Source organism: Natrinema salinisoli, assembly GCF_020405205.1.
Lineage (GTDB): Archaea > Halobacteriota > Halobacteria > Halobacteriales > Natrialbaceae > Natrinema > Natrinema salinisoli.
This window is the reverse complement of sequence record NZ_CP084469.1, coordinates 2,097,273-2,122,366: the sequence shown is the minus strand read 5'-3', so window position 1 is coordinate 2,122,366 and position 25,094 is coordinate 2,097,273. Positions and strand designations below refer to the sequence as shown.

Genomic DNA, 25,094 nt, shown 5'->3' with positions numbered 1-25,094 from the left:
GGTCCGGCGCGTTTTAGGTGGGCTTAAATATCTGGGATCGAGAGGATTCGAGCATGAACGACGGGGGCGAGGACTCGAGCTCGCAGGACGCCGACCGGGGGTCGGGATCGGGGAGCGACGGATCGGCGAGCGGCGGGCTCGCCGGCGCGGTCACTCGTCGCCGACTGACGATTGCGGGGACGGGACTCGTGGTGCTCGGACTGGTCGTCGCCCTTCGGGAGATCGATATCAGGACCGTCGGGGCCGAGATGGCGAACGCCGATCCACTGCTCCTCGGCGCTGCAGTCGTCGTCTACGCTCTCTCGTGGCCGCTCCGGGGACGTCGGTACGGCGACGTACTGGCCGCGATGGGACAGCGTGGCGGGATGGTCCTCCCGACGCTGGCCGTCTTCGTCAGCCAGACCGCGAACCTCGCGATTCCGGCGCGAGCGGGCGACGCGGTCCGCGCGTACGTGATGAACGACCGCCGAGGCGTTCCCTACACCACCGGCTTCGCGTCGCTGGCCGTCGAACGGGTGTTCGATCTGGCGACCATCGCCGCGCTCGCGGGCGTCGCGACGGTGTGGCTCACGCTGGGCGGGGCCGGCCCGCTCGAGATCGTCGCGGAAGCCGGCGGTGCCCGGACCGCGCTGGTCGCCGCCGCGGCCGTGAGCACGGCGACCGTCGGCGTCGGATTCGTCGTCGTCACCTCCGCTCGGGCTAATCACGGACTGGGTGGGCGACTTCGGGCGCGGGTCGCCGGCCGGCCGCGCCTCGAGTCGGCTCTCGAGGCTGCGCTTCGCTTCGCGGGTGACGTCCAGGTCGTCGCTCGCCAGCCGAAAGCGGTGGCGACCATCGGCGCGGGGAGTCTACTGATATGGGCGCTGGACGTGCTCACCGCGGTCCTCGTCCTCGCAGCGCTGGGCAGCGGGCTCGGCGTCGCCACGTTGTTGGCGGTGGGAACGCTGGCCGTCAGCGTCGGGAACCTCGCGAAGGTATTGCCGTTGTCCCAGGGCGGCGTGGGCCTCTACGAGGCCGCGTTCACCGCGCTCGTCGTCGGGCTGACGCCCCTCGGCGCGAGCACGGCGCTGGCCGCGGCGATCGTCGATCACGCGCTGAAAAACGGCGTCACGCTGGTCGGCGGAGCGGGTTCGGTCGCCTCGTTGGGGATTTCGCTTTCGGACGCGGCGGACTCGAGCCAAGACGCGACGCGGGAGACCGACACGTTTTTAGGTGAGCCTAAAAGATAGCGGAGCAATGAGTCAGGATATCTGTGTCGTCGTCCCGACGATCCGAGAGTACGAGTGCATGCGGTCGTACTTCGCGAACGCGCGCGATCACGGCTTCGACCTCTCGCGGCTGCACGTCGTGCTCGTCACCGAGGACTTCTGTGACACCGACGAGATGGAAGCGATGCTCGAGGACGAGGGCGTTTCGGGCGAGGTCTTCGACGGCAGCCGTCGCGAGGAGTGGTACGCGGACCACGACGTCGCCGAGTACGGCCACATCGTCCCGGCGGCGAGCCACGCCGAGACGAGCTTCGGCCTGCTCTACATGTGGGCCCACGACGAGTTCGACTACGGCTTCTTCATCGACGACGACACGCTTCCCCACGAGGATCAGGACTTCTTCGGGACGCACATGGAGAACATCGCCTTCGAGGGCGAGATCGAAGAGGTCTCCTCCGACGAGCAGTGGGTCAACGTCCTCTACCAGAACGCCGACGAACACGGCCTCTACCCGCGCGGCTACCCCTACTCGGCGATGAACGAATCCGTCGAAACCGGGACGACCGAGATCGCCGGGGGCGAGGTCGTCGCTTCGCAGGGCCTGTGGACCAACGTCCCCGACCTGGACGCCGTTCGCATCCTCATGGACGGCGACCTCGAGGGACAGGCCCAGACCCGAACCTCGAGCGACGACTTCGGCGACGACTTCGTCGCCGCGCGGCGCAACTACCTCACCGTCTGCTCGATGAACCTCGCCTTCCGGCGCGAGGTGATCCCGGCGTTCTACCAGCTCCCGATGGACGACAACGAGTGGGAGGTCGGCCGCTTCGACGACATCTGGTCGGGCGTCTTCCTCAAGCGCGCCTGCGACGTCCTCGGCAAACGCATCTACAACGGAGCGCCCCTCTGTGAGCACAACAAGGCCCCCCGGAGCACGTTCGACGACCTCAACAACGAGGTTCCGGGCCTCGAGCTGAACGAACACCTCTGGCGCATCGTCGACGAGGTCGGCTCGGACGCGGACGATTACGAGGAGGTCTTCGAAGACATGGCCGACGAACTCGCCGAGGGCGACTGGGAGGAGTACAACAACGGCGCGTTCTTCAACTACGTCGGCGAGCACATGCGCGACTGGCTCGAGTGTCTCTCGGCGCTCGAGCGCACCGCTCCGGTTGTGGAGAATCGACGCCTATAAGTATATTTAGGGTAGCCTAAAACACATGACGAAGCAATACGATTCCACGGGACGGCGAGCGTTTCTCGCCGGCTCGGCTGCGATCGGCACGGCCGGGCTGGCCGGCTGTACGGGTCTAATCGGAAGCGAGGAGGAGGACGAAGACGGCGGCAACGTCTTCAACCAGATCGGTTCCGGGCGGGCCGGTCGGGGCACGCCCGGCGGGACGCCGATGGCGGAGCTCCCCGACCTCGAGGGCGAACTGCACATCTACTCCGGTCGAAACGAGTTCCTCGTCGGAACGCTCATCAGCAGCCTCGTAGACGAGTACGACGATTTCGAGGTCGTCGGACCGCGCTACGGCGGCTCCGCCGATCTCGCGAACCAGATGGTCGAAGCGGGCTCGGGGACGGACGCGGACGTCTTCTTCACCGTCGACTCCGCCGCACTCGGCGAGGTCGCGAGCGAGGGACTCGCCCGGTCGCTGTCGGACGACGTCCTCGAGATGGTCCCCAGCGAGTTCCGGACCGATCAGTGGATCGGTACCTCCGGTCGCATTCGGACGATCCCGTATAATACGGAGGAATACTCCGAGAGCGACCTGCCGACGAGCATCGACGCTTACGCCGACTTCGAGGGCGACCTCGGCTGGGCCCCCTCCTACGGCTCCTGCCAGTCGTTCGTCACCGCGATGCGCATCCTCCAGGGCGAAGAGGAAACCCGCGAGTGGCTCCAGAGCGTCGTCGACAACGGAATCCAGTCCTATCCCGACGAACTGGCCGTCTGTCAGGCCGTCGCGGACGGCGAGATCGACGCCGGCTTCACGAACCACTACTACATCCAGCGGGTGCTCGAGGGATCGCCGGACGCGCCGATCGCCACGACGTTCACCGAGGGCGACGCGGGTGCGACCTTCGACGTCGCGGGCGCGACCGTGATCGACAGCACGGACGTCCCCGATCTGGCCGAGAACTTCATCCGCCACCTGCTCTCGGCGGAGGCCCAGGAGTTCTTCGCCGTGGAAACGTTCGAGTATCCGCTGATCCCCGAGGCCGAACCGGTCGGCGATCTGCCGTCGATCGACGAGCTGAACGTCCCGGAAGACATCGACCTGACCGAACTGTCCGACCTTCAGCCGACGATAGACCTGATGCGAAGCATCGACGGGATCAGCATCTAAGCAGTCCCCACTCTCCTCGTGATCCGCGATTCGCTTCGCTGGGTTCGGTCGTCGGAATACGGTCCCGACCGAGTCCGTCGCGTCCACCTCGCCGCACTCGCCGTCGTCTGTCTCGCCGGCCTCGCAGTGGCAATACTCGCGACCGAGCTCTTCCCCTATCACTCGAGCAACGACGACGAGGGCGTCTACCTCCTGCAGGCCGCGTTGCTACTCGAGGGGCAACTCGAGATGCACGCCGGCGAGCTCGCCGACGCGTTCCGGCCGTGGTTTTTCGTTCAGGACGGCGGCCGACTCTATTCGAAGTACTCGCCGGTCATCCCCGCGATGTACGCCGTCTCGATGGCGCTGTTCGGCGAGCCGCGGGTGACGCTCGTCGCCGTTGCGGTGGGCAACACTGCGCTCGTCTACCTCCTCGGGTCGATGGTGTTCGACCGATGGGTCGGCGTCGTCGCTGCGGCCGTCTTCGCTGCCGCCCCCATGACGCTACTCACGTCGTCGGTGTTTCTGCCGTACGCGCCGACCACGTTTCTGAATCTCCTCTTTGCGGTGTGGTACCTCCGCGGCGTCCGCACGGGGCGACTCCGCAATGCCGTCTCGGCGGGAGCCGCGATCGGGATCGCCTTCTTCGCGCGGCCGTACACCGCCGTCCTGTTCGCACTCCCCTTCATCTGTCACGCGGGCTGGTCGGTGCTGCGATCGGTTCGCGGCCGCTGGTGGCAGCGGGGATTCCGACCGCTTCCGGACCCCGTTCGACGGAACGTCGCGACCGCCGCGATCGGGCTGGCTCTCGTCGGATTGACGCTCGCGTACAACGCTCGCGTCACGGGGTCACCCCTCACCTTCCCGTACGCCGCGTTCGCCCCGCTCGATGGGCCCGGGTTCGGCCACCGCGAACTCCTCGATCACTCGCTCGAGTACACGCCGGCCGTCGCCCTGGAGGCGAACGGTGCTGCACTCTGGTACTTCGCCACCCGGTGGTTCACCGCGGGGCTGCTCGGAACGGGCACCGCGCTGCTGGGGACGGCAGTCGCGCTGTGGCGCTGGCTCCCAGGTCGCGACGCCGACGGCGAGCGCGAGCGTCAGAGCGATCGAACTGCGGGCCTGCTGGTGGCCGCGCTCTTCGGCTCCGTCACGCTCGGTAACGTCGCGTTCTGGGGCAACTACAACGTTCACGCCGGGATCGCCGATCCGACCACCGGGCTGCTCTCGAAATTCGGCCCGTTCTATCACTTCGACCTGCTCGTTCCTCTCTCGATCTTCGCCGGGTTCGCCGTCGCCGTCGGGTTCCGGCGGTGTCGCGACGCCGCGCTCCGGAGCCGGATCGCCGCCGTCGCGTCGCCCCGGACGGCCCGCGCCCTCGTCCTCTCCGCCCTGCTCGTGAGCGTCCTCGTCGCCGGCGCGGCCAACGCCGCCCTCCTCTCGGCCCCGGTCGAGCGCAACGCCGCCCACACCGAGCGGTTCGAGTCGGCCTACGAGCCGTTCGAGGACCGCGACCTCGAGAACGCGCTGGTCTTCCTGCCGGCGCCCTACGGCCAGTGGCAGAACCACCCGTTCCAGGCCCTTCGGAACGACGGCGGCCTCGACGGAGAGGTGGTCTACGCGCTCGAGGGCTCTCCGGAACGCGATTTCGCCGTCCTCGACGCCTATCCGAACCGCGACTATTACCGGTACACGTACCAGGGCGCATGGACGGCCACGCCCGACGACGAGATCGTCGCCCAGATCGAACCGCTCTCGGTCCGGTCGGGCGAGCGCCTCGAGGGGACCACCACCGTCGGAATCGCCAGTCGCGTCGATCGGGTCCGCGTTCGCCTCGAGAACGACGGCGAGGTCGCGGGCTACACCGTCGCCAACCCCGACAGCGAACTGTCAATCGGGTGGTCCCTCGAGCGCGACGCGGCGGGCGGCCGCAACGGCGGAAAGAACGCTACTGACGCCCGCGGCAGCGTCGCGCTGAACCGATCGCCGAACGAGACGGTATCGTTCGACGGGGCCGACGAGATCGTGCTGACGATCACCCAGGTTCAGCCGGGAGGGGCGACGTACACCTACCGACAGGAGGTGACCGTCCGGCCGACCGAGGACGGCGTCGAGGCGATCTGGCCGCCCGAGCGGACGGGCTGTCGGCTCGCTACCGACTGCGGCACCGAAGGAACCTATCTCCCCGACCGGCCGGAGACCCACAGCCAGTGGGAGACGTTCGAAACGCGACTCGAGGAGTGAGACCCGGTATCGGAGACGCATTCCGACCGTCGGCGACTCGGGAAGTGGCTGGCCGGGTCAATTCAGGCACCACCATTAGGGATCGACTGCTCGGCAGAAGGAGTATGACCGAACCGCGCTGCGGTCACGTCACGAGCACTAGCGGAGTCGATCGCGCAGGGGCGATCTGTTGCTGGCGGCCGACGTGGGAGGACACCGATCGGTGTATCTGGCACGCCGAGACTGCCGTTCCGATGGCGGCGTACGAACGGGAGTCGCCGGAGACGGGCGAGCGGCTCGACGGGGCGAACTTTCGGGGAGCGACGCTAAGCGGCACGTCGTTTCTCGCGGGTCGGTCCCTCGTCGGCGCGGACTTCACGGATGCGGTCCTCGACGGTGCCGACCTCTCGAAGACGGACCTCCGCCGGGCGACGTTTCGGGACGTCGATGCACACGGAACGTCGTTCCGGAAGGCGAACCTCCACGACGCGGTGTTCGTCTTCGTCGATCTCCGCGACGCGGACTTTCGAGACGCGAGGCTCTATCGTGCGGGCCTGACCGACGTTCGGATCAATCTCGAAACCGCGTTCGGCGAGCGGACGGTGTACGAGGACGGGATCGTTGAGGCGTCGGACAGCGTGCTCGCGGATCGAGTCGACTCCGCACAGTGGGTCTACCGGGAGCTCCAGCGGCTGTACGACGAGAACGCGTTTCCCGAACTGGTCCACACCTACTACCTGCGCGAGATGGACTTCCGCCGACGGCAGGCCTGGCGGGTCGGAAACTACCTCCAGGCGCTCAAGCTCGCCGGCTCGCGCTGGGTCATGCAGTACGGGACGAGCCCGTGGCGGGTCGTGGCGACGTCGCTGCTCTTGATACTCGTCTGCGCGGGGCTCTATCCGCTGACCGGCGGCATTCGAGAGGTCGGGACCGACAGTGCGGTCACGTATCAGATCGACGACCCCACCGATGCACCGAGGTGGCTCCTCGTTCGGGCGTTCCTCAAGAGCCTCTACTTCAGCGTCATTACCTTCGCGACGCTCGGCTACGGCGACATCCAGCCGGTCGGCGGGTGGGCTCGTGCCATCGCCGGTGTCGAAACCCTGCTCGGATCCCTCCTGATGGCACTGCTGGTCTTCGTCCTCACGCGAAGCGTCCACTACTAAACCGACCGGGATCGAAAAGCGTCCACCACTCGATCGACAGCGATCCCGTTCCGAATCGGTCCTCGAGGCCGCCGCTCGAGCGTCGAATCCGGATGCGATACGCGACTCGTCGACTTGCGGAATCGCTACTGCGACGGTCGATGTGGCAGCTCTCGGAGGCGCTCCTCGAGCGAGACTTTGACGATCGATCTGGCGATTTCCATACCGCCTTTCAGCGGATCGAGCTTTGTCTGGCCGGCGCGCTCGCGGTACTCGATGGGATGCTCGCGCACGTCGTAGCCGCGCATCAGCGGGCGTATCAGGAGTTCGGCCGAGAGCCCGGTGTTCTCGGTCCACTCGATCGATTCGACCACGTCGCGGCGGTAGGCCCGCATGCCGGTCGTCGTGTCGTGGACGCGGGTGCCCATCAGGACGCTCGCGACCGCCGCGAAGACCTGATTGCCGAAGCGGTTGAATCCGGGCATCGCGTCGGCACCGTGGTAGAGCCGATCGCCGCTGACGACGTCGTGGCCGTCGTTGATCAGCGCGAGGAATTCGGGCAGTTGCTCCATCGGGTAGGTGTCGTCGCAGTCGGTCGTGACGACGATCGGGCGATCGGGCTCGAGGATCGCCGCGCGCACGGCGACGCCGTACCCCTGTGGCTCCTGTTCGATGACTGTGGCACCGTGCTCGCGAGCGATCTCGGGCGTGCGGTCCGAGGAGCCGTCGACGCAGACGACCTCCGCCTTCCCGTCGGTGACGTCCTCGATGTCCGAGAGCACTTTCCCGATCGCTTCCTCCTCGTTGTAGGTTCCCATGACGACGCTGAGATCGTCGAAGGTGTACTCCTCCCCGTCGCGTTCGTCCGTCGTCTCGGTCTGCTCTCCGCTACTCATTGGCGGTACTCTCTGCCCGCCGTATTTATATTTTTAGGTTCGCCTAAATCAAAGGGGTTCGGTAGCTACGCCGACTCGAGCACGTGATCCGCGGCCTTCAGCGCGAGCGCCGCGATCGTCAGCGTCGGGTTCATCGCCCCGCCGGTCGGGAAGACGCTGCTCGAGGCGATCCAGCAGTTCTCGAGGTCGTGCGTTCGCAGGTCGGGGCCGACGACGCTCTCGGCGGGGTCGTTCCCCATGCGGGTCGTTCCCATATGGTGATTGGTCGGAATGGTGTTTTCGGGACCCTCCTGCCACTCGATCTCGGCACCCAGCTCCTCGAAGACGTCTCGCTGGATCTCGTTCGCCCGCTCCATCGTCCGGCGTGCTCGATCGCCGACGGTCCAGTGGACGTCGGGGACGGGGTTGCCGCGGTCGTCGGTCCGCTCGGGATCGAGCCCGACGTAGCTGTCCTCCTGGGGGAGCTGTTCGATCAGCGCTCCCATGGCGATGTGGGTGCCGTAGTCGCCGCGGATCCGCTCGAGCAGGTCGTCGCCCCAGTCGTCGCCGGTCAGCGCCATGCCGACCGGCGAGGGGCCGGCGAAGTTGAAGAACTCGAGTTTGAATGGCGCGTACTCTGCGTCGGCGTCGTCGTAGAACTGGTGGGACTCGCTGGTCAGGAAGCCGACGTGGTTCTGCCGGGTCGGCTCGTCGAGGACGCCGAACGTGCCCGCAAACGAGTGTTCCATGAAGTACCGACCGACGAGGCCGCTCGAGTTGGCCAGTCCGTCGGGGTAGTGACTCGACTCCGAGAGGAGCAGCAGGCGGGGCGTCTCGACGCCGCCGCAGGCCACGACGAAGGCGTCGGCCTCCTGCCGGTGGCGCTCGTCGTCGGGCGTGGCGTAGACGGCCGCCGAAATCGAGTCGGCGTCGTGTTCGAGGCGCTGGACCGGCGCGCGATCGATCACTGTCGCGCCCTTGCGCTCGGCGCGTTCGACGTGGACGCTCGCGTCGTATTTCGCACCGGAGGGACAGACCGGTCGACAGGTGCCGTAGCCGACGCAGGCGCTTCGGTCGTCGTAGCTCTCGGAGTTGCGCGCGTTCGGCACGGAGTGCATCGCGATCTCGAGTTCGTCACAGGCTTCGGCGAACAGCGAATCGCTATAGGAGGGCGGGAACGCCGGCATCGGATGTGGCTCCTCGCGGGGCGGCGCGAAGGGGTTGTCGGCGGCCCCGGCGACCCCCAGTTCCCGCTCGGCCCGGGCGTAGTACGGTCGGAGGTCCTCGTAGTCGATCGGCCAGTCCGCGCCGACCCCGCGGACGCTCCGAGAGTTGAAATCGGCCTCGTGAAGGCGCATGACCATCCCCTGCCAGTGAAGCGTCGAGCCGCCGACGCCCCTGGAACGGGTGCGGTTCAGTGGGTAGTGTCGGTCGCCCGACGCGGAGTACGCGTCGCGTTCGGGGTCGCCGTCCCAGACGTCCTGGCGATCGTACGACGGCCTGATCGCCCGTTCCTGTCTGGCGAGCCTGTCGGCCGGATCGAACCGCGGTCCGGCCTCCATGATCACGACCTCGCGACCCGCCTCGGCAAGTCGATCCGCGACGATTCCCCCCGCCGGACCCGCGCCGATCACGCAGACGTCGGCGTTCTCGACCGGCGTGCGATCGGCGTCCGCATCGGTGACAGGCCCCGCGGATTCGGCGGGCGGACGAGTCCCGCTCACGCGTCCGGCCCCCGCTGGTAGCTCTCGAGGCCGCCGGGATGGCCCTGCGGGTTCTCGAGGCCGACCAGCTCCCCGCCCGTCGGCGACGTGTACAGTGCCAGTAGGAGGTCGTTAACCACGTAGTATCGGATCCGTTCGCGAGTACTCCCGTCGGGGTTTTCCGCGGCGGTGTCCGCGCCGACTTCCCGCAGGAACCGATCACGATCGTCCGGAGCAAGCGTCGGGAATGGGCCGCCGTACCAGCTCTCACCGAGGTCGTTCAGTTCCGCGACCGTCTCGTCGAGGGCCACCGCGTGCGAGGGGTCCTCGAGTCGTCCCTCGAGGAACGTTTCGACGAACGACGTTGTCCCGGAGACTGCGCTTGGATAGACGACCTCGGCAGCCGCCACCATCGTTTCCTGGATCCGTTCGGTGTCGATATCGACCGCCGGATCACCGTCGTTCCCGGGGGCCGACCCAGGTGGGGCCACGCAGCCCGACAGGGTCCCACCGGTACCGAGTGCGGCCAGCGCGGCGATCGCGTCTCGCCTGGTCAGCTCCATGCGAGCGGATTAGGTAAACCTAAACCTTATACTCGTTGGAACGGGACGATTCGATATCGAGGCGTAGTACCGGTCGAACGCGAACGGGAGCCGTCCATCACGGCGAATCCGGACGCCCGGAGCAGAATCGCCAACTATTCCGTCGCGTCCGACCGACTGTCGAACACGCGCCACCGATTGCGCATCCGGCACCACTACCGCTGACTCACCTATGAGATCTCTCCGCTCACGACGACGCGAAACGACCGACGGACCGCCGCTCGGGCTGTTGCTCCTGTCCGGTGCCATCGCCGTGGGTATGTTGTTCCCGCTTACGTATCTCGTCTTCACGGCGACGACCGTCGAGACGGCCCGGCTCTGGGAGATGCTCATCCGCCCACAGACCGCGACAGTCATTACGAACAGTCTCCTGCTAATGGCCGGCGTCACGGTGTTCTCGGCCCTCATCGGTGTCCCGCTGGCGTGGCTCACCGTCCAGACTGACATCCCCTTCCGCCGGTTCTGGGCCGTCGTCGCCGCCCTCCCGCTGGTCGTCCCGAGCTATATCGGTGCGTTCACCTTCGTCTCCGCCTTCGGCCCGCAAGGCGAGTTCCAGTCCGTTCTCGAACCGCTCGGCATTCAGACGCTCCCGGAGATTTACGGCCTGCCCGGTGCGACGCTGGTCATCACGCTCTACACCTACCCGTACGTCTACCTGACGACGCGTGCAGCCCTGCTCTCGTTCGACACGACGCTCCTCGACGCCGCCCGAACCCTGAACCACGATACGTGGTCGGCCTTTCGCCGCGTGACGCTCCCGCAGGTCCGGCCAGCCGTCGTCGCCGGCAGCCTGCTCGCGGCGCTCTACGCCGTCTCGGACTTCGGCACGCCGGCGATCATGCGCCTGCCGGTCTTCACCCAGCAGATCTACGTCGAATACAACAGCTTCGGCGTGGACTACGCGGCCTTCCTCTCCCTCCAGTTACTCGCCATCGTCGTCGTCGTCCTCGTCCTCGAGTGGTACGTCCGACCGAACCGAACGGTTCAGGGCGACGGCTCCGAGGGCTCGAACGACCCGGTCGTCGAGCTCGGTCGGTGGCGGTGGCCGGCGATGCTGCTTCCCGCGAGCGTGACGGGAATCGCGCTGCTGGTCCCGCTGTGGATCCTCGGGCTCTGGCTCGTGACGGCCGATCCGGACGCGCGGCCCTCGCTGGCCTTCGAACTCGAGTACGCCCTCAACTCCGTGCTCGTCGCCGGTGGGGCGGCACTCGTCGCCGTGCTCGTCGCCGTGCCCGTCGCGTACGTGGCTGCCAGACACGAGTCGCCGCTGTCAACGATCTTCGAGCGGGCAACGTACGTCGGCTTCGCGGTGCCCGGCATCGTCCTCGGCCTCGCGCTCGTCTCGTTTGCGACGAGCTACGACGCCCTTCTCGATCAGTATAGCCTCACCATACTGCCGGAACTCCATCAGACGATTCCACTGTTAGTGTTCGCCTACGTCGTGCGATTCATGCCGCAGGCGGTCGGGTCGATTCGAACCACGACGCTGCAGGTCGACACGAAACTGGTCGAGGCCGCACAGACGCTCGGCGAGACGCCGCTTCGCACGTTCCGCAAGGTGACACTGCCGCTCATCGCGCCGGGCGTAACCGCCGGCGCGGCTCTCGTCTTCCTGACGACGATGAAGGAGCTCCCCGCGACCCTGCTCCTCCGGCCGACCGGGTTCGAAACCCTCGTGACGATCATCTGGAAGGCACAGGGCGAGGCGTTCTTCCAGTACGCGGTCATCCCCGCGTTGCTGTTGCTCGCCGTCTCCGGACTCTCGCTCCTCGTCCTCCTCTCCCAGGGCGGCAGGGAAGGGCTCTGAATCGCGTTCCAGCGGCCGATCTCCGTTCCGACAATCTACCTACGCACTCTCGAGCGGCTCGATCAGCGACGGATCGTCCGTCGCCGGATCGTTCACCGCCGTCGAGACGGGATACGCGCGCATCCCGTCGGCGGAATGGGGCTCGAGTAGCTCCCCCGGATCGTCGCCCGACAGCCACCGTCGCTCGGAATCCGGGTCGAGAATCACGGCCATCCGATGATGGAGATCCGACACGAGGTCGTTCGGTTCGGTCGTAACGATGGTAAACGTCTCGAGCGGCCCGCTCTCGGAATTGCCATCGACACCGCCACCGAAGGCGTCGAGGCCGGTCTGGGTCGTCGTCGGTTCCCAGCGCTCCCAGAGGCCGGCCATCGCGAACACGCTCTCGTCCTCGAAGCACACTCGATACGGCTGTTTCCCGTCCACAGTCTCGACCCACTCGTAGAACCCGTCCGCGGGAACGAGGCACCGCCGTCGCTCGTACGCCTCCCGAAAACTCGGTTTCTCGTCGACGGACTCCGCCCGCGCGTTGACCAGCCCGCCGCTGTCGTCGTCGGCCCACGACGGGACCAGCCCCCACTCGAGGTGCCGGAACGTCTCCGGCTCCTCGTTCGTGATTACCGGTAGCTCCTGTCCGGGAGCCACGTTGTAGCGAGGGGCGAACGCCGCGTCCCGAAACCGGGCGTCGAAGCGCGACTCGAGATCGTCCTGCTCGACGACGAGCGTATAGCGACCGCACATGGTTGTTCCACGCGCTGCCGGAGCAAAGGGTTATCCGATCGCGATCGGGCGCGACAGCGCAAAATACCAGTTCCGACCACCTCCGATTACAGTAGTATGATGTTTTTACGTCGATCCGAGCGATCGGTATGCGCCCCGTTACGATATCCGATCCCGGACGAGTCGATAGCGGGGTCATCATGAACGACCGATACGAAATGGTGGTGTGTCAAAGCGGCAGTCTCGAACTCAGAGATCCGGATGACCCCCGCTGCTGGATCTCGACTGACTCCCCGGTCGAACTCGAGCGCTGACACGCTCCTCCCCCTACCCTTCCCCTTCCCCGTTGACGTCACCTCCGGCCAGCGGCGGCATCGAGAGTCGTCTCTCCGGGACGCCCCGATCCGAAAAACGCGGACTGGAATTCGAACCGCTCGAAGACGGTCTCGCTCGCCTCGCTCGGCTATCCGGGCTGCGACTTCTCTCCTCCAAATCCTCTCGTTTACGTTTCGTCGAAATCGCGACTCGCTCAGCTACGCATCGCTCGTCGGTCGATATCGACAGAATATACCGTCAACTGTAACGGTTACACGCATTCGCCGCGCAATTGTGGCGAATGCGTTCACTGACTTACAGTGACGGTATACGCCAGAACAGGGATTTGAACAGATGCGAGACGGTCGGCCTCACTCCGTTCGGCCGCATGCGACTCGCGTGTTCACATCCTGTCTGTGTCGTTTCGTGATTTTGGATTACTCGCGCCGCTACGCGTCGCTCGTCGCAAGTAAAATCACGAAAACGCCAGGACAGGGATTTGAACCCTGAATCCCAAAGGGAACACGCTTTCCAGGCGTGCGCCTTACCGTTCGGCCATCCTGGCTCAGGTCATCCTAACCGCGTCCGTCGTTTAACTGTTACGAGATACGCCTATCTCTCCCCGCGATCGGCCGCCCGCGCAGCGAGTCGGGGCTCGAGCAGGTACGCGCCTGCTCCGGCACTCATGCCGACCAGCAGCGCGAGCGCTAGCGCCTGGGTGATCGTCACGAGCGGCTCGGCGAGCAGCGCGTAGCCCTGCACGAGCACCAGGAACGACAGGAGTCCGACGAGGCCCCACAGGAAGGCGGATTTGGCTCGCGGGTCGATCCCCATCCGCCCGGACGGGTAGCCGCTCACGCGTCCCTCACTCGTCCTGATCGACGCTCGCGATGGCTTCGATCTCGACGCCGACGCCCTTCGGGAGCGCGGCGACCTCGACGGCGCTGCGGGCCGGCGGCTGGTCGTCGAAGTAGTCCGCGTAGGCCTCGTTCATCGCGTCGAAGTCGTCGATGTCCTCCAGGAAGACGGTCACCTTGAGGACGTCCGCGTAGCTCGCGCCGGCCTCGTCGAGGACGGCGTCGAGGTTGTAGAGGGCCTGGTTCGTCTGGTTCTCGATCGGCTCGTCGTCGAGCAGGTCGCCGTCGGCCGTCATGGGGATCTGGCCGGCGGTGAACACGAGCGAGCCGTTGCTGGTCGCCTGACTGTAGGCACCGACCGCGGCGGGCGCGTCGTCCGTTTCGATGATTTTCTTCATACCCAACACCTCGCACCGAGGCGGCTTAAATGCGGGCGAAGTCGGGTTCGCAATGTGACGATTCAGGCCGTCCGATCCCGCCACACAGTCAGTAATGCCAATCCGAAGAACGCCATACAACAAATCCAGAGCAGAATCGCGGTTGACGACCCGATCAGGTAAGGAATGGAAACGAGCGTTCCGCTATACAGGCCGATGACGAGATCGAAGCCGAACCAGGAGAGAAACGCTGCGACGAAGTAATACCAACTCCTGTGCGGATCGAACCGCCATTTGATCACGAGAAACAGGACGAGACCGAACAGGGGAATCGAAATATCCAGCGCTCTCGTGCCACCCCCAATCCACTCTAGCATCGGTTCGAAATGATACCCACCTCTTCATTACTCTTGTTATCTCACTAACTAGTTAGTGGCCTCGTCGAGCGAGTGTGTGATAGTTTCCGTTCGCATACGGACCTGCTGCGAATGCCGTATTGAGAAACTTGCTCCTCGAGACAGCGAATCAGCGGTCTGTACGAGGGTTGCCGTATCGGCCAAGTCGCCGTACGGTGGCGCGCGCTGTGGCGCGGTTCGCCGTTGCCGAACCGCGAGACAAAATTGCGCGTGGTCTTCGTGAATAGCGAGGGACCAGCGGTCCCTCGGACCGTTCGCGCGGCAACGCCGCGCGAAGACGCAGTGAACGAAGTCGTTCGAGACGGCAACGCCGTCCCGCCAGACTTCGCGAGGTCCGCGAAACCGGAGGTTTCGCTTGATGCCAAAAATCGGGATTTTTGAGCAGCTTGTCAGAGCGTGCTCTGACAGTGGATGAACGAGTGAAACGAGCGTTAGCGCGGAACCTGCGATTCCGCGAACCATACGAACGGACGCTTCGCGTCCGTGAGTAGAAATCGGCTGGGGAGGGCGTGGTGATTCCGTGTTGCCAGTCTGAGCAGAACACTCATCGCCGTGGTCCCTCCGCCCGTTCACTCGTTCTATTCACCGGCGCACTTCCTGTGGGTGCTGTACCCATGAATCTCGTCCTCGAGTCCAGTTGGTCATCGGTACGTACAGACCAACTACTCAGCACAGGTCTGACAGCCGCAAAAGGTGAAAATCACGTCGGAATTGGTGGGAGCCGTGCCTGCTCAACCCAAAACGTCTCAAAACGATCTACAAGAGAAATGAACTCGGCAGGATCTGTTGGCTTGGTCAGATAGGCATTAGCACGGGCATCATAGCACCGCGCAACATCTTCGTCAGCCTCTGAGCTCGTGAGCATAAGCACAGGCAGCGGTTTGAGCCGGGGATCATCCCGAATAATTTCAAGGACCTCACATCCATCTCGACCGGGCAGTTCGTTGTCCGAAGACTCCTGTAAGAACCTCACAGCGTCATCACCATTAGTGACTGTCTGTAGTGTTATCTCTTGTTTGGACGACTTGAATGCCTCTCGAGTGAGCCGAATGTCACCGGGGTTATCTTCGACAAGCAAGATGTCGATCTTATCGTCGCTAGAGGACTGGTTAGCAGGAGTGTCGAGCATGTAGATGGCCGAGAATCAACTCTTGATGGGCCTGTGACCGGTATACTGCTTCTCGACGGCCACGTACCCGTCAGAGAACACGCTGATCTCGCAACCGTTATAGTTGAATATCACTTTTCCAACGGTCAGGGCATCGTCAAAAATTCGGTCCAAGGCCTCGGGATCAATGACGTCGTACAGTGGGGGCCTGAGTTCTACAGGGCGCACACCTTCTGCTTCAGCAACTGCTTCAATCACAGTCTGACTAACACCCCTCTCCTCGGGTATTTCGGTCTGGATTTTGTTCACACCCTCTGTAGACCAACGAGGTTCTTAAACCTATAGCTTGATTGATATTTTCCAGAGGGACTTAAACTAGTCTGGAAATTAGCCATCGGTCTTCTCGTCTGCGAACTCCTTCCCGAAGTGATTGTATGGATTGGCTCGTTCTTGTTTCATGATCTCCATCCGTTCGATGTGCACACCGAGCCTGTCCAGGTCTTCGAGGCTCTCCTCGAGTTCTTCTTGGGTGTGAGCGACCAACTCCAATGACAAGTTCTCCTTATTCGTTAACAACTCACGGATGCTTACGACTCCGGAGATTTCCATAATATCGTCTAACAGTTCCTCTCGTTCCGTAAGCGGGACCGTCGCACTCACGAGCAGGTGATGGCCTAGCCCGGCTTCTCTATACTTGACGATGGGATGGTAGCCGAGGATGACATCGCGTTCTTCGAGGCGATTGATTCGGTTAGCGACCGTACTGGAGGAAACACCGACTCTCTCGCCGATCTCGGTAACCGTGTTTCCGCGGGCATCCTGTTGGAGCAGGTAGAGGATTCCCTTATCGACGTTATCAATTTCTTTACCGACCACACTCAGCGTAACGGATGTACCAGTATGTGTGTTCTGCCGGAGCCAGCAGACACCGACTCAATGCATTGAGTTCACAGTTTGTATTATGTGTCAAACGGTATGATAAAATAGTTAGAACGGAACGAAACCGATTGTCCACTTCTTCGACGGAATGAATCTGAAGACGTAGTTACTTGTGGATGGAGACTCCATGAAAATAGGATAGTCGAACTCGAGTCAACAGGAAGTACAGACGATTAACAGAACATTTGTTTTTAAACGTTCTTATGAGTTGATTCATCTCACTGCTACACGTCTACGTCTTCGATAACAGTCCTGTCGTCGCTCATAATACGAAGTTCGGCATTTCTACATGAGCAAGCTGGCCCCCTTCTAGTCCACATTATCCGTATTTCGCCGTCAGGGTCGAAATGTACTGCAAGCGCAGTTCCACAGGTATCACACACTGCTACTGCCTTCTGTATTTCAGTAGTACTAGCCATCTCTACTGAAGCGTAGGAGACAACGGCTCTTATGTCCCTGACATTTTCACCAACTCACTGTGTTTTGATTAACTGGGAGAATCAATCCGCGTTTAGTTTGCACATTTAGTGAGTCGGTATTTCGTGGGCATCTGGCCCGATGACAAGTCCAACTGATCCCTTTCCTAACTACTTTAGATCCAGCATCTCGAGACGGTTCTCCCTCTTTGCGACCGCTACCGCTCGCCTCGGGATGCAGATCCGAATTGGATCCCGCTCGCGCCACGTCGATAAATCCATCACCGAAAACAATAGGTATAAGTAACAACACGGTGACGATTAGATCGGAGGCTGCGTCTCCAGAACGGGGGCAGCGTACAAATGCCCCGGGTGTAGCAGCACCCGAGACGCGGCTTCCAAACCCATCGAGGTTTCGGAAGCATGATTCCGTACATTCTACCGGGATATAAACGTCCCGCACGACAGCCGAATCGCCCGATACGAGTAGCGTCGACGCCAACCACGGCCGCGAGGCGCGATCGCCATGTGTGACGACACCGATGGCAGCGACGACCGCGATTCGTCGCCGCCCGAGTGTCCTACCTGCGGCGGACCCGTACACGTCGTCACCGCCAGCAGCCCGTACTCGGGGACCGTCTACCCCTGTGGCTGCTCGGTGAATTCAGTTCTGGTCACGACCGACCCCGCCGACCGCGGACTGGGGACGGGTAACTGATGGGCGAACCTCGAGTCGATGAACCGAAGCGCTGCCCCGACTGCGGCGCAGTGCTCCCGCTCCGCGATCCGATCGTCGGCTGGTGGCTCTGTGACGACTGCAAACTCGGGGTCGACGAGAACGGCGAGCGGATCGCGTAACTGAGCCGCTGCGGTTGCTATGGGTGGGGGACAGGCTCGAGCGCCTCCGTCAATCGGCGGCGCTCGGCGACTGCGGTCGGAATGGGTGGACCCGGAGCAGTCGCTCACGGTAGAAATGGGTGGGGTCGGGGGCTACTATCGTTGCCCGGTGTACTCCCGTATTTAATAGTACAGATCCGCGATCCGATCCGCCGTCCGGAGCGCGAGCGCCTGCCCGGAATTCGTCGGGTTCGGCCCGCCGACGCCGTTGGCCAGCGCGGAGTGATCGGCGACGAACAGCCGGTTGACGTTCTTCGCCTCCGCGTTGGCGTCGAGGACCTTGCCCATGCGCATCGAGGACTGCATGTGGAGCAAGAGGGGCGGCCACTCGCATCGGTGGACGTGTTCGGCACCCGCTTCTTTGTGGATCCGGGCCGCGATTCGAGACAGCTCGTCGCGCTTGGCGTCGTCGTCCGGGTGTGGCTCCCACTTGATTTCGGGAACGGCACCGTGCTCGTCGCTGAACGAATCGTTCAGGGAGACGCCGTTTTCCTTTCGCGGGAGGTCGTCGGTCAGGATCAGTAGCGCCTTCGTCTGCTTGTAGTTGGACATGCGGCGCTTCAGTTCCTTGCCGACGACGTAGCCGCGGGTGTCCCACGGCTCGTCGGGATCGACCGGCGTGTCGAAGCTGTACCCCGCCTCGGTGAACAGGTAATCCGCGTAGGAGACGAGACCCGGGGACATCCCGATGTCCTCCATCCCGCCGACGCCGGGCTTGTCGAAGCGCGCCGCGGAGTTCTGCCCGATGTACGGGTCCATGTGCTCCGCCTCGGGGTTGATCTCCGCGACCGTCTCGTCGTCGTAGACGCCGACGACCCAGTCGAACCAGTGAGTGGTGAGGCCCTTCCCCACCCAGCCGTCGTCCGGGAGATCGCTGTTGAGCCAGAGCCGGGGCGACTCGATGCAGCCCGCGGCGAGGACGACCGTGTCCGCCTCGATCGTCTCGGTGTCGCCCGACCAGGTGTCCCGAACGTCGACGCCGGTCGCCTCGATGGTGCCGATGCCGTCGTTGGTGTTGATATTCGTAACGAACGTGTTCGGTCGAAGCGCGACGTTCCCCATTTCGGGGTCCTTGGTGGCGTCTAGTGCGCGCGGAACCCACCCGACGTTACTGGATTTCCGCGCCTTGTCGCGGACCGGCGCGTCGACCGGAGTCGACGACCCCTGGAAGTGATCGCCGACGAGCGTGTCGCCGCGGAAGCCGTCGTCGTAACTGAACGAGCCCTCGTAGTCGGCGTCGAGCGGCTCGCCGTTCGACGTTTCGCGGCCGGGTTCTTCGATCGCGTTCGGCTGCGGCCGCCACCCCGTGTCGGTGACGTTCAACGAATCGAGTTTGTCGAATCCCGCGTTCTCCGCGCCCTCGATGAACACCTCTTCGGCCGCGGTCATCGGGGCCTGCTGGGTACTCGTCACCTCCTCGTTGAGCTGGTAGTACGGGACGAGGTCCTCGTAACTGATCTCGTCCGGCCAGTGCTCCTGTTCGTCGATGGCGTGCGGATAGGCTCGGGGATGGTTCCCGAAGTAGTGGGCGGTGGTTCCGCCGACGGCCGACACCTGCCAGATGAACGCGTTCTGGTGGAGGTTCCGGAACCACGGCGCTCGAGAGTGATCTGCCGGACCCACGCGGAGGTAGCCCCAGGTCGGATCGTTGGCGTCGGCCTCTCGGTGGGTATACTGCTCGTCCATCAGCTTGCCATCGAGATCGTCGGGATCCGTACTGACCGTCCCACCGGCGTCGGCGTGCGGTTTCGGCCACTTGGAGTTCCCGTGCCACGGGCCGGCCTCGAGCACGAGCACGTCCAGGCCGTGCTCGCGAGCGAGCCGGGCGGCGGTAACCGGACCGTCGGCACCGGCACCGATGACGACGACGTCGGGGTCCTCCATCACGCATCACCCCCGGCGACGACGTCGTCGCCAGTGAGGTCGTCGGAGAGCTCGAGTTCGTCCGCGTCCGGATCATCGAAGCCTCCCTCGATCGCGTGTCGCCAGTCGGCGGCGTAGCCGTCGGCGGGCCCGGGGTAGTTCGTCTGCTGGCGGCTCTGGACCTCGCCTTCGTCGACCTCGAGCTCGCGATCGTTCGGCGTGTCCGTCTTCGTGCTGCCGTAGCCGGACCACTCGGTGTAGTAACCGAAGCCGTGGAGTCCGTTGACGGCCATCACGACGAACTTCAGGATGCCGACGTCGGGAATCAGCGGCTCGATCAGGTCGTCGAGTCGATCGACGGCTCCTCCGTCGACGATGGTCCAGAGGCAGCGGAGCCGGTCTTCGCGCGAGAGTCGCGTGAACGTGCCGCCTCCCGGGAAGTCGTAATCACCCGGCTCGTCGTGGTTGTTCCCTTTCGCGAGGAATTCCGCGGCGACCAGGTCGAACACCAGCGGAAACGCCGGCGCGTACGGGTAGTTCCCGAGGACCCGCTGGTACTGCTCGTCGTCCGTCTCGACGGTGACTTCGAACTCGGCGGGACCCTCCGTGTCGGTGTCGAGGTCCTTGAAGACCGACTTGTACCGGTTGACGGGCCCGAAGGTGAGGCGCTCGGACAGCGCCCGCTCGTTGAGGTCGTCGTCGAGCACGTCGAGATCCGCGAGGTCCATCAGGGCGTCGAGCGCGTCGTCGAAGTCGTCCAGATCGAGCGTCACTTCGAACCTGTCTCTCGACATCCCGTCGTCGAGCAGATCGAGGCCGTCGGAGACCAACTCCGAGCGAATCTCTTGGAAGTGGTTGAAGTCCCAGATGAGGAACTTCTCGAGTTCGACGTCGAGTCCACCCGGCACGTGCTCCGGACCGAGTTCGTCCTCGAGCTCGGGCGTGCGGGGGATGATCGCGTCGACGATCGCGCGGTACGTATCGGCCGTATGCGGATCGCTCGAAAGGGGATCGTCTAGCGCCGCCTGTGCGTTTGCGAAGGTCGCGTTGGACATCGAGAGCGCGGCGAGGCCGCCGATGCCTTTGACGACTCCACGTCGCGTCGCGGATGGATTGTCATTCTCAGTCATGAGTGGTTCTGACTTGCACCAGATCGGGGGATGTTACCCGTTTACATAAAGTTGCTGTTAGTTATAGAATAGTATACACTTCGGAACTATGTAGGAAACCAAAGTAGTTGTTAGAAGCTCTGAAAAAGGCACTAATGCGCATTAATGCGTAGTGTACTTGTGAGATTATACACCAGTTGGTGGGAGGAAATAAACAGTGCTAAAACATTCTTGTCATATAATATATTTGTTATAATAGGTCTATTGACTACTACTCGTCGAGCGAATCGTCCGGCATTACCAAACGATTTGAACTCGAGGATGAATGGACACGCATGACGAGCTACCCAGTGAAAGCGATCAAGGTCTCACACGATGTCATCGAGACACTCGTCGATCGAGGGACGATCGGCGTGACCGAGGTCGCGACCGCCCTCGACATCCCGAAGAGTACGGCCTACGACCACCTTCGAACGCTCGAGCAGGTCGGATACGTCGTCAACGACGACGGAACGTACCGGCTGAGTACGCAGTTTCTCCACATCGGTGAGGTCGCGCGGAACAACCACGAGCTGTTCGTTCGAGGCCGTGACGAAGCGCTCGAACTGGTCGAGGCGACTGACGAAAGAGCGCACGTACAGCTGGTCACCGAAGAGAGCAGACGCTGTGCCGTGTTGATCGCAACGCGCTGGCAGCGGGCGAACCTTCAGCCGCAGGCGACACAGACCTATCCCACGCGCATACAGCTACACACGAATGCACCTGGGAAAGCAATTCTCGCCCACAAGGACGACGAGACGGTCGAACGCATCCTCCGCGAGGACGACCTTCAGGAACGGACGCCGAATACGATTACGGACGAAGCCGAGTTGTGTGCGGACCTCGATCGCATCCGTGAGGACGGATACGCGGTCGACGACGGGGAACTGATCGCGGGAATGGCCGGTATCGCCGCGCCGATCGTAACCGAGGACGAAGTCCGCGGATCTATCGCCATTTACTGTGCCAGCGACCGATTAGATACCGATCTTCGAGAGTCGGAGTTCGTGGATATGGTTCGAGAAACTGCGAGGGAGATACGAGCCAATTTCATCTTCACGTGACGTGTCTTCCGACAGAGAAGTGATCCAGAGGTAGCTCGCACACGGTGCGTGCGATATCACCGGACGGTTCTCCCCGTCGAATGTATGCGTAACGACAGTTCTGCCACCGCCCGAAACATTAGCTCAAAAACACATCAATAATTGGTTAGAAAGTGACTTGCCAGCACATATCAAAGCCGGTGACGATGAACTTCGCCAATCACGTCGACGTCGCGGCGCGGAACCAGCCGGCGGCCGTGGCGATCAGCGATTCGGATTCGTCGCTCACCTTCGAACGGCTGGCCGAACGGTCGAATCGCATCGCAGACGCGCTGGAGCGAGGCGGCGTCGGCGTCGGCGATCACGTGGCGATTCACATCCCGAACAGCGTGGCGTTCGTCTGTACCTACCTCGGTGCGATGAAACGCGGTGCCGTACCGGTCCCCATCAACACGCGCTTTACCGACCGGCAGATCCAGTATATACTGTCCGACAGTAACGCTATCGCCGTCGTCACGAGCAGCCATCACGAGACTCCCCCTGAGACGGACGACCGAGCGCTTCGACACTATACTGACCTGGTCGACTACGGCGAACCGAACTACGACGTGACGCCTCGTCGATCCAGTTCGATGGCCGAACTCCTGTATACCAGCGGGACGACAGGCGCCCCGAAGGGCGTCTATCACACCCACGGCAACCTCGAGGCGAACGCGAACGGCTTCGTCGCGTACAACGACTGGGCTCGAGACGACGTCGCACTGACGGTCTGTCAGTGCTTTCACGTAACCGGCCTCAACGTCACTACGACCCCGTTTCTCCATCTGGAGGCGCGAAATCACTTGTTAGCGGAGTGGGACGTCGATGCGGTACTCGCGGCGATCGAGCGCCACGACGTGACGTACACCTTCCTCATTCCGACGATGGTCGTCGAGCTGCTGGATCACGACGGTGTCGAGGACTACGACATTTCGACCCTCCAGGCGATCGGTGTCGGCGGTTCGCCGATGCCGAGAAAGCGTATCGACGAAGCCGAACGAACGCTCGGCTGTACCCTGCTCGAGGGGTACGGAATGACCGAGACGACGCCGCTGGCCACGCTCAATCTGCCGACCAGCGAGGGGCGCAAAGCGGGCAGCGTCGGCCGCCCGGCCGAGGAGGCCGTCGAGATTCGGATCGAAGACCTCCAAACTCGCGACCCGGTCGAACGCGGCGAACGCGGGGAGATCCTCTGGCGCGGAGATACAGTTACGCCTCGGTACAACAGGGCCCAACTCACCGAGAACAAGTTCGTCGAACGGCAGGGGAAACGGTGGCTCACGTCGGGCGATATCGGATGGCGGGACGGGGACGGCTTCCTGTTCGTCGTCGACCGGATCGAAGACATGTTTACGACCGGTTGTGGAGAGATCTATCCGCGCGAGATCGAGGAGGTAATCTACGAAATCGACCCGGTTCAGAAGGTCGCGATCATCGACACGAAAGACGACGTCCGCGGCGCGACGGTGACGGCGATCGTCGAACGGCGAAGCGAGGGAACGGTGTCGGCGGCGGACATCGAACGAACGTGTCACCGCGAACTGGAAAGTCACGAGGTCCCGGACCGGATCGAGTTCGTCGGCGACTTTCCCCGTACCGCGACCGGAAAGATCGATCGGGTTTCGCTTCGAGAGCAGTTCGAGTAGCGCACTACTGTGACGCGTTTTTCGTGATCGATACGTTACGGTCGACGCCCAAGTGATCGTTATCCCGTATAAATCGATCGTTCAATGGTTCTATTCCACTGAATTCGACGGAATCGGCCGAAACGGTCGGGCCGGTATTTGGACTACTCCGGCGAAGTACCGGACTCCCAGTGTGTGTTCGATGGCGAGGCCTCCCTCCCTCCCCGACCAGCGATCCGCCGACTCGAGCCCCTCGAGCGACCGCCCCGACGACGAGCACGGCGTCCTCGAGCGCACGGCACCGGGACTCGCGACTCCGATCCGTGCGGCGGGGTTCTGGACGGCGATTGCGCTCCCGATCCTGTACCCCCCGCTGCTCGCGACGGGGCTGTCCTCTTCGCTCGAGGCATCCGCGTTCGTCGTCCTGATCGTCGGCCACCTCCTCGCGTTGTACGTCGGGCACGGACACCGCCAGTGAGGCTCAGTCGCTCGAACTCCGCGACCGGACGTACCCGAACTCCCGTCGGATCGCCCGGCGCTTCACGAGGAGGAAGCCGACGGCGATGAGGGCGAAGCCCGCCAGCGTCGCCGTATCGACGGCTTCGCGGAGGTAGAGCCAGCCGACCACCGCGGTGACGATCGGTGCGACGTACGACACCATGTTGATCTCGACGGCCCCCAGCCGATCGAGCAGGTCGAAGTAGATGAGGAACCCGACGGCGCTCGCGCCGACCGACAGGTAGGCGAGCGCGCCGATCGCCTCGGGGGTAGTCCACGCGGCCGGCTCGAGCGGCTCGCCGAGCGCGATGCTCACGAGGTGCATCACGAGCGCGCCGCCGAGCATCGACCAGGCTTCCATCGTCTCGATCGGGAGCGAGGCATCGAGTCGGCGCGTGAGGACGCTCCCCAGCGCGAACGCTGCCGTCGCACAGAAGACGAATCCCTTCGCGACGGCGTCGGTAGTCAGCAGGTTCGAGGGGTCGGGTTGGACGATGACGGCGACGCCGAGGAGCCCGACGAGGACGCCGACGACGCCGACCGGCGAGAGCGCGTCGGAGGGGACCAGCAGCCGCGCGAACCCGCTGCTCAACACGGGCGAGAGGCTGACCAGAATCGCCGCTGCCGCCGCCGTCGTGTGTTGTTGTCCGACGAACAGGAAGGCGTGGTAGGCCGCGATTAAGAGCACGGCACCGACGGCGACCTGCGTCCATTCGGCCTGCCCGCGGGGCCGCCAGTGATCGACGGCGTAGACCGCGTAGCCGAGCATCAGGACGCCGGCAATATCGTAGCGCAGGGCTGCGAACAGAACCGGCGGGATGTGGGACAGTCCGGCGCTAATCGCGACGAACGCCGAGCCCCACAGCGTTGCGAGCGTCAGGAAGAGGGCGAGATTCCGATAGCGGGTCACAGTGGCTGTCCACCGAGGGATCCCGTA

24 protein-coding genes and 1 tRNA gene are annotated in these 25,094 nt (G+C 63.6%); 11 read left to right on the top strand and 14 right to left on the bottom strand.

Going from position 1 to position 25,094, the window contains the following annotated elements:
* Positions 1-53 precede the first annotated feature (53 nt).
* From LDB05_RS10530 to LDB05_RS10510, 5 genes are all read left to right on the top strand, one after another.
* Positions 54-1,229 carry a lysylphosphatidylglycerol synthase transmembrane domain-containing protein gene (locus LDB05_RS10530; protein WP_226003947.1) on the top strand — a complete coding sequence of 392 codons (1,176 nt, stop codon included), beginning with the start codon at positions 54-56 and terminating at the stop codon, positions 1,227-1,229.
* A gap of 7 nt (positions 1,230-1,236) precedes the next feature.
* The gene (locus LDB05_RS10525) at positions 1,237-2,403 is read left to right on the top strand and encodes an alpha-1 4-glucan-protein synthase (RefSeq protein ID WP_226003946.1); all 1,167 of its coding nucleotides are present in this window, start codon (positions 1,237-1,239) and stop codon (positions 2,401-2,403) included.
* 25 nt (positions 2,404-2,428) lie between these two features.
* Positions 2,429-3,562: an extracellular solute-binding protein gene (locus LDB05_RS10520; protein WP_226003945.1), complete on the top strand. Its 1,134-nt coding sequence runs from the start codon at positions 2,429-2,431 to the stop codon at positions 3,560-3,562.
* Between the two features lie 18 nt (positions 3,563-3,580).
* On the top strand, positions 3,581-5,785 hold the full coding sequence (locus LDB05_RS10515) for a DUF7846 domain-containing protein (RefSeq protein WP_226003944.1): 2,205 nt from the start codon (positions 3,581-3,583) through the stop codon (positions 5,783-5,785).
* 104 nt (positions 5,786-5,889) lie between these two features.
* A complete protein-coding gene (locus tag LDB05_RS10510; RefSeq protein WP_226003943.1) occupies positions 5,890-6,930 on the top strand; it encodes a pentapeptide repeat-containing protein in 1,041 nt (346 codons plus the stop codon).
* 125 nt (positions 6,931-7,055) lie between these two features.
* Here the strand turns inward: LDB05_RS10510 and LDB05_RS10505 are convergent, their stop codons facing one another.
* The 3 genes from LDB05_RS10505 to LDB05_RS10495 all read right to left on the bottom strand — a co-directional run bounded on the left by LDB05_RS10505 (position 7,056) and on the right by LDB05_RS10495 (position 10,050).
* Positions 7,056-7,805: a dolichyl-phosphate hexose transferase gene (locus LDB05_RS10505; protein WP_226003942.1), complete on the bottom strand. Its 750-nt coding sequence runs from the start codon at positions 7,803-7,805 to the stop codon at positions 7,056-7,058.
* A gap of 65 nt (positions 7,806-7,870) precedes the next feature.
* The gene (locus LDB05_RS10500) at positions 7,871-9,508 is read right to left on the bottom strand and encodes a GMC family oxidoreductase (protein WP_226003941.1); all 1,638 of its coding nucleotides are present in this window, start codon (positions 9,506-9,508) and stop codon (positions 7,871-7,873) included.
* A complete protein-coding gene (locus LDB05_RS10495; RefSeq protein WP_226003940.1) occupies positions 9,505-10,050 on the bottom strand; it encodes a gluconate 2-dehydrogenase subunit 3 family protein in 546 nt (181 codons plus the stop codon). Before LDB05_RS10495 ends, LDB05_RS10500 begins: the two co-directional genes overlap by 4 nt.
* A gap of 211 nt (positions 10,051-10,261) precedes the next feature.
* Here LDB05_RS10495 and LDB05_RS10490 point away from each other — a divergent pair, with 211 nt between their 5' ends.
* A complete protein-coding gene (locus tag LDB05_RS10490) occupies positions 10,262-11,896 on the top strand; it encodes an ABC transporter permease (protein WP_226003939.1) in 1,635 nt (544 codons plus the stop codon).
* 39 nt (positions 11,897-11,935) lie between these two features.
* Here LDB05_RS10490 and LDB05_RS10485 read toward each other — a convergent pair whose 3' ends face one another.
* From LDB05_RS10485 to LDB05_RS10450, 8 genes are all read right to left on the bottom strand, one after another.
* Complete coding sequence (locus tag LDB05_RS10485; protein WP_226003938.1) at positions 11,936-12,637, bottom strand: SOS response-associated peptidase; 702 nt, start codon at positions 12,635-12,637, stop codon at positions 11,936-11,938.
* A gap of 778 nt (positions 12,638-13,415) precedes the next feature.
* Positions 13,416-13,496, bottom strand: a tRNA-Ser gene (locus LDB05_RS10480).
* 47 nt (positions 13,497-13,543) lie between these two features.
* Entirely contained in the window at positions 13,544-13,789 is a 246-nt protein-coding gene (locus LDB05_RS10475; protein ID WP_226003937.1) for a DUF7981 family protein, read from the bottom strand.
* Positions 13,790-13,796: 7 nt separating this feature from the next.
* The gene (locus LDB05_RS10470) at positions 13,797-14,186 is read right to left on the bottom strand and encodes a Rid family detoxifying hydrolase (protein ID WP_226003936.1); all 390 of its coding nucleotides are present in this window, start codon (positions 14,184-14,186) and stop codon (positions 13,797-13,799) included.
* A 62-nt stretch (positions 14,187-14,248) separates the two neighbouring features.
* Positions 14,249-14,542: a hypothetical protein gene (locus LDB05_RS10465; RefSeq protein ID WP_226003935.1), complete on the bottom strand. Its 294-nt coding sequence runs from the start codon at positions 14,540-14,542 to the stop codon at positions 14,249-14,251.
* A 739-nt stretch (positions 14,543-15,281) separates the two neighbouring features.
* On the bottom strand, positions 15,282-15,710 hold the full coding sequence (locus tag LDB05_RS10460) for a response regulator (protein WP_226003934.1): 429 nt from the start codon (positions 15,708-15,710) through the stop codon (positions 15,282-15,284).
* Between the two features lie 15 nt (positions 15,711-15,725).
* Positions 15,726-15,998 carry a HalOD1 output domain-containing protein gene (locus tag LDB05_RS10455; RefSeq protein ID WP_226003933.1) on the bottom strand — a complete coding sequence of 91 codons (273 nt, stop codon included), beginning with the start codon at positions 15,996-15,998 and terminating at the stop codon, positions 15,726-15,728.
* Between the two features lie 78 nt (positions 15,999-16,076).
* Positions 16,077-16,565, bottom strand: coding sequence for an Lrp/AsnC family transcriptional regulator (locus tag LDB05_RS10450; protein WP_226003932.1), 489 nt, complete (start codon positions 16,563-16,565; stop codon positions 16,077-16,079).
* 1,005 nt (positions 16,566-17,570) lie between these two features.
* On the opposite strand from LDB05_RS10450, the gene LDB05_RS10445 reads away from it, so the two are divergent.
* Both LDB05_RS10445 and LDB05_RS10440 read left to right on the top strand, forming a co-directional pair.
* Complete coding sequence (locus LDB05_RS10445) at positions 17,571-17,762, top strand: hypothetical protein (protein ID WP_226003931.1); 192 nt, start codon at positions 17,571-17,573, stop codon at positions 17,760-17,762.
* A complete protein-coding gene (locus LDB05_RS10440) occupies positions 17,762-17,902 on the top strand; it encodes a hypothetical protein (RefSeq protein ID WP_226003930.1) in 141 nt (46 codons plus the stop codon). The genes LDB05_RS10445 and LDB05_RS10440 overlap by 1 nt, the downstream gene beginning before the upstream one ends.
* Positions 17,903-18,064: 162 nt before the next feature.
* Here LDB05_RS10440 and LDB05_RS10435 read toward each other — a convergent pair whose 3' ends face one another.
* Positions 18,065-19,825 carry a GMC family oxidoreductase N-terminal domain-containing protein gene (locus LDB05_RS10435; RefSeq protein WP_226003929.1) on the bottom strand — a complete coding sequence of 587 codons (1,761 nt, stop codon included), beginning with the start codon at positions 19,823-19,825 and terminating at the stop codon, positions 18,065-18,067.
* Positions 19,825-20,934, bottom strand: coding sequence for a hypothetical protein (locus tag LDB05_RS10430; RefSeq protein WP_226003928.1), 1,110 nt, complete (start codon positions 20,932-20,934; stop codon positions 19,825-19,827). The genes LDB05_RS10435 and LDB05_RS10430 overlap by 1 nt, the downstream gene beginning before the upstream one ends.
* Before the next feature lie 314 nt (positions 20,935-21,248).
* Between LDB05_RS10430 and LDB05_RS10425 the strand changes: the two genes are divergently transcribed.
* The 3 genes from LDB05_RS10425 (at position 21,249) to LDB05_RS10415 (ending at position 24,137) form a co-directional block, all read left to right on the top strand.
* Complete coding sequence (locus LDB05_RS10425; protein WP_226003927.1) at positions 21,249-22,016, top strand: IclR family transcriptional regulator; 768 nt, start codon at positions 21,249-21,251, stop codon at positions 22,014-22,016.
* Between the two features lie 185 nt (positions 22,017-22,201).
* Positions 22,202-23,680, top strand: a complete 1,479-nt coding sequence (locus LDB05_RS10420) for a class I adenylate-forming enzyme family protein (protein ID WP_226003926.1) — start codon at positions 22,202-22,204, stop codon at positions 23,678-23,680.
* A 181-nt stretch (positions 23,681-23,861) separates the two neighbouring features.
* A complete protein-coding gene (locus LDB05_RS10415; RefSeq protein WP_226003925.1) occupies positions 23,862-24,137 on the top strand; it encodes a DUF8028 family protein in 276 nt (91 codons plus the stop codon).
* A gap of 3 nt (positions 24,138-24,140) precedes the next feature.
* Here LDB05_RS10415 and LDB05_RS10410 read toward each other — a convergent pair whose 3' ends face one another.
* Positions 24,141-25,067 carry a DMT family transporter gene (locus LDB05_RS10410; protein WP_226003924.1) on the bottom strand — a complete coding sequence of 309 codons (927 nt, stop codon included), beginning with the start codon at positions 25,065-25,067 and terminating at the stop codon, positions 24,141-24,143.
* Between the last annotated feature and the right edge of the window lie 27 nt (positions 25,068-25,094).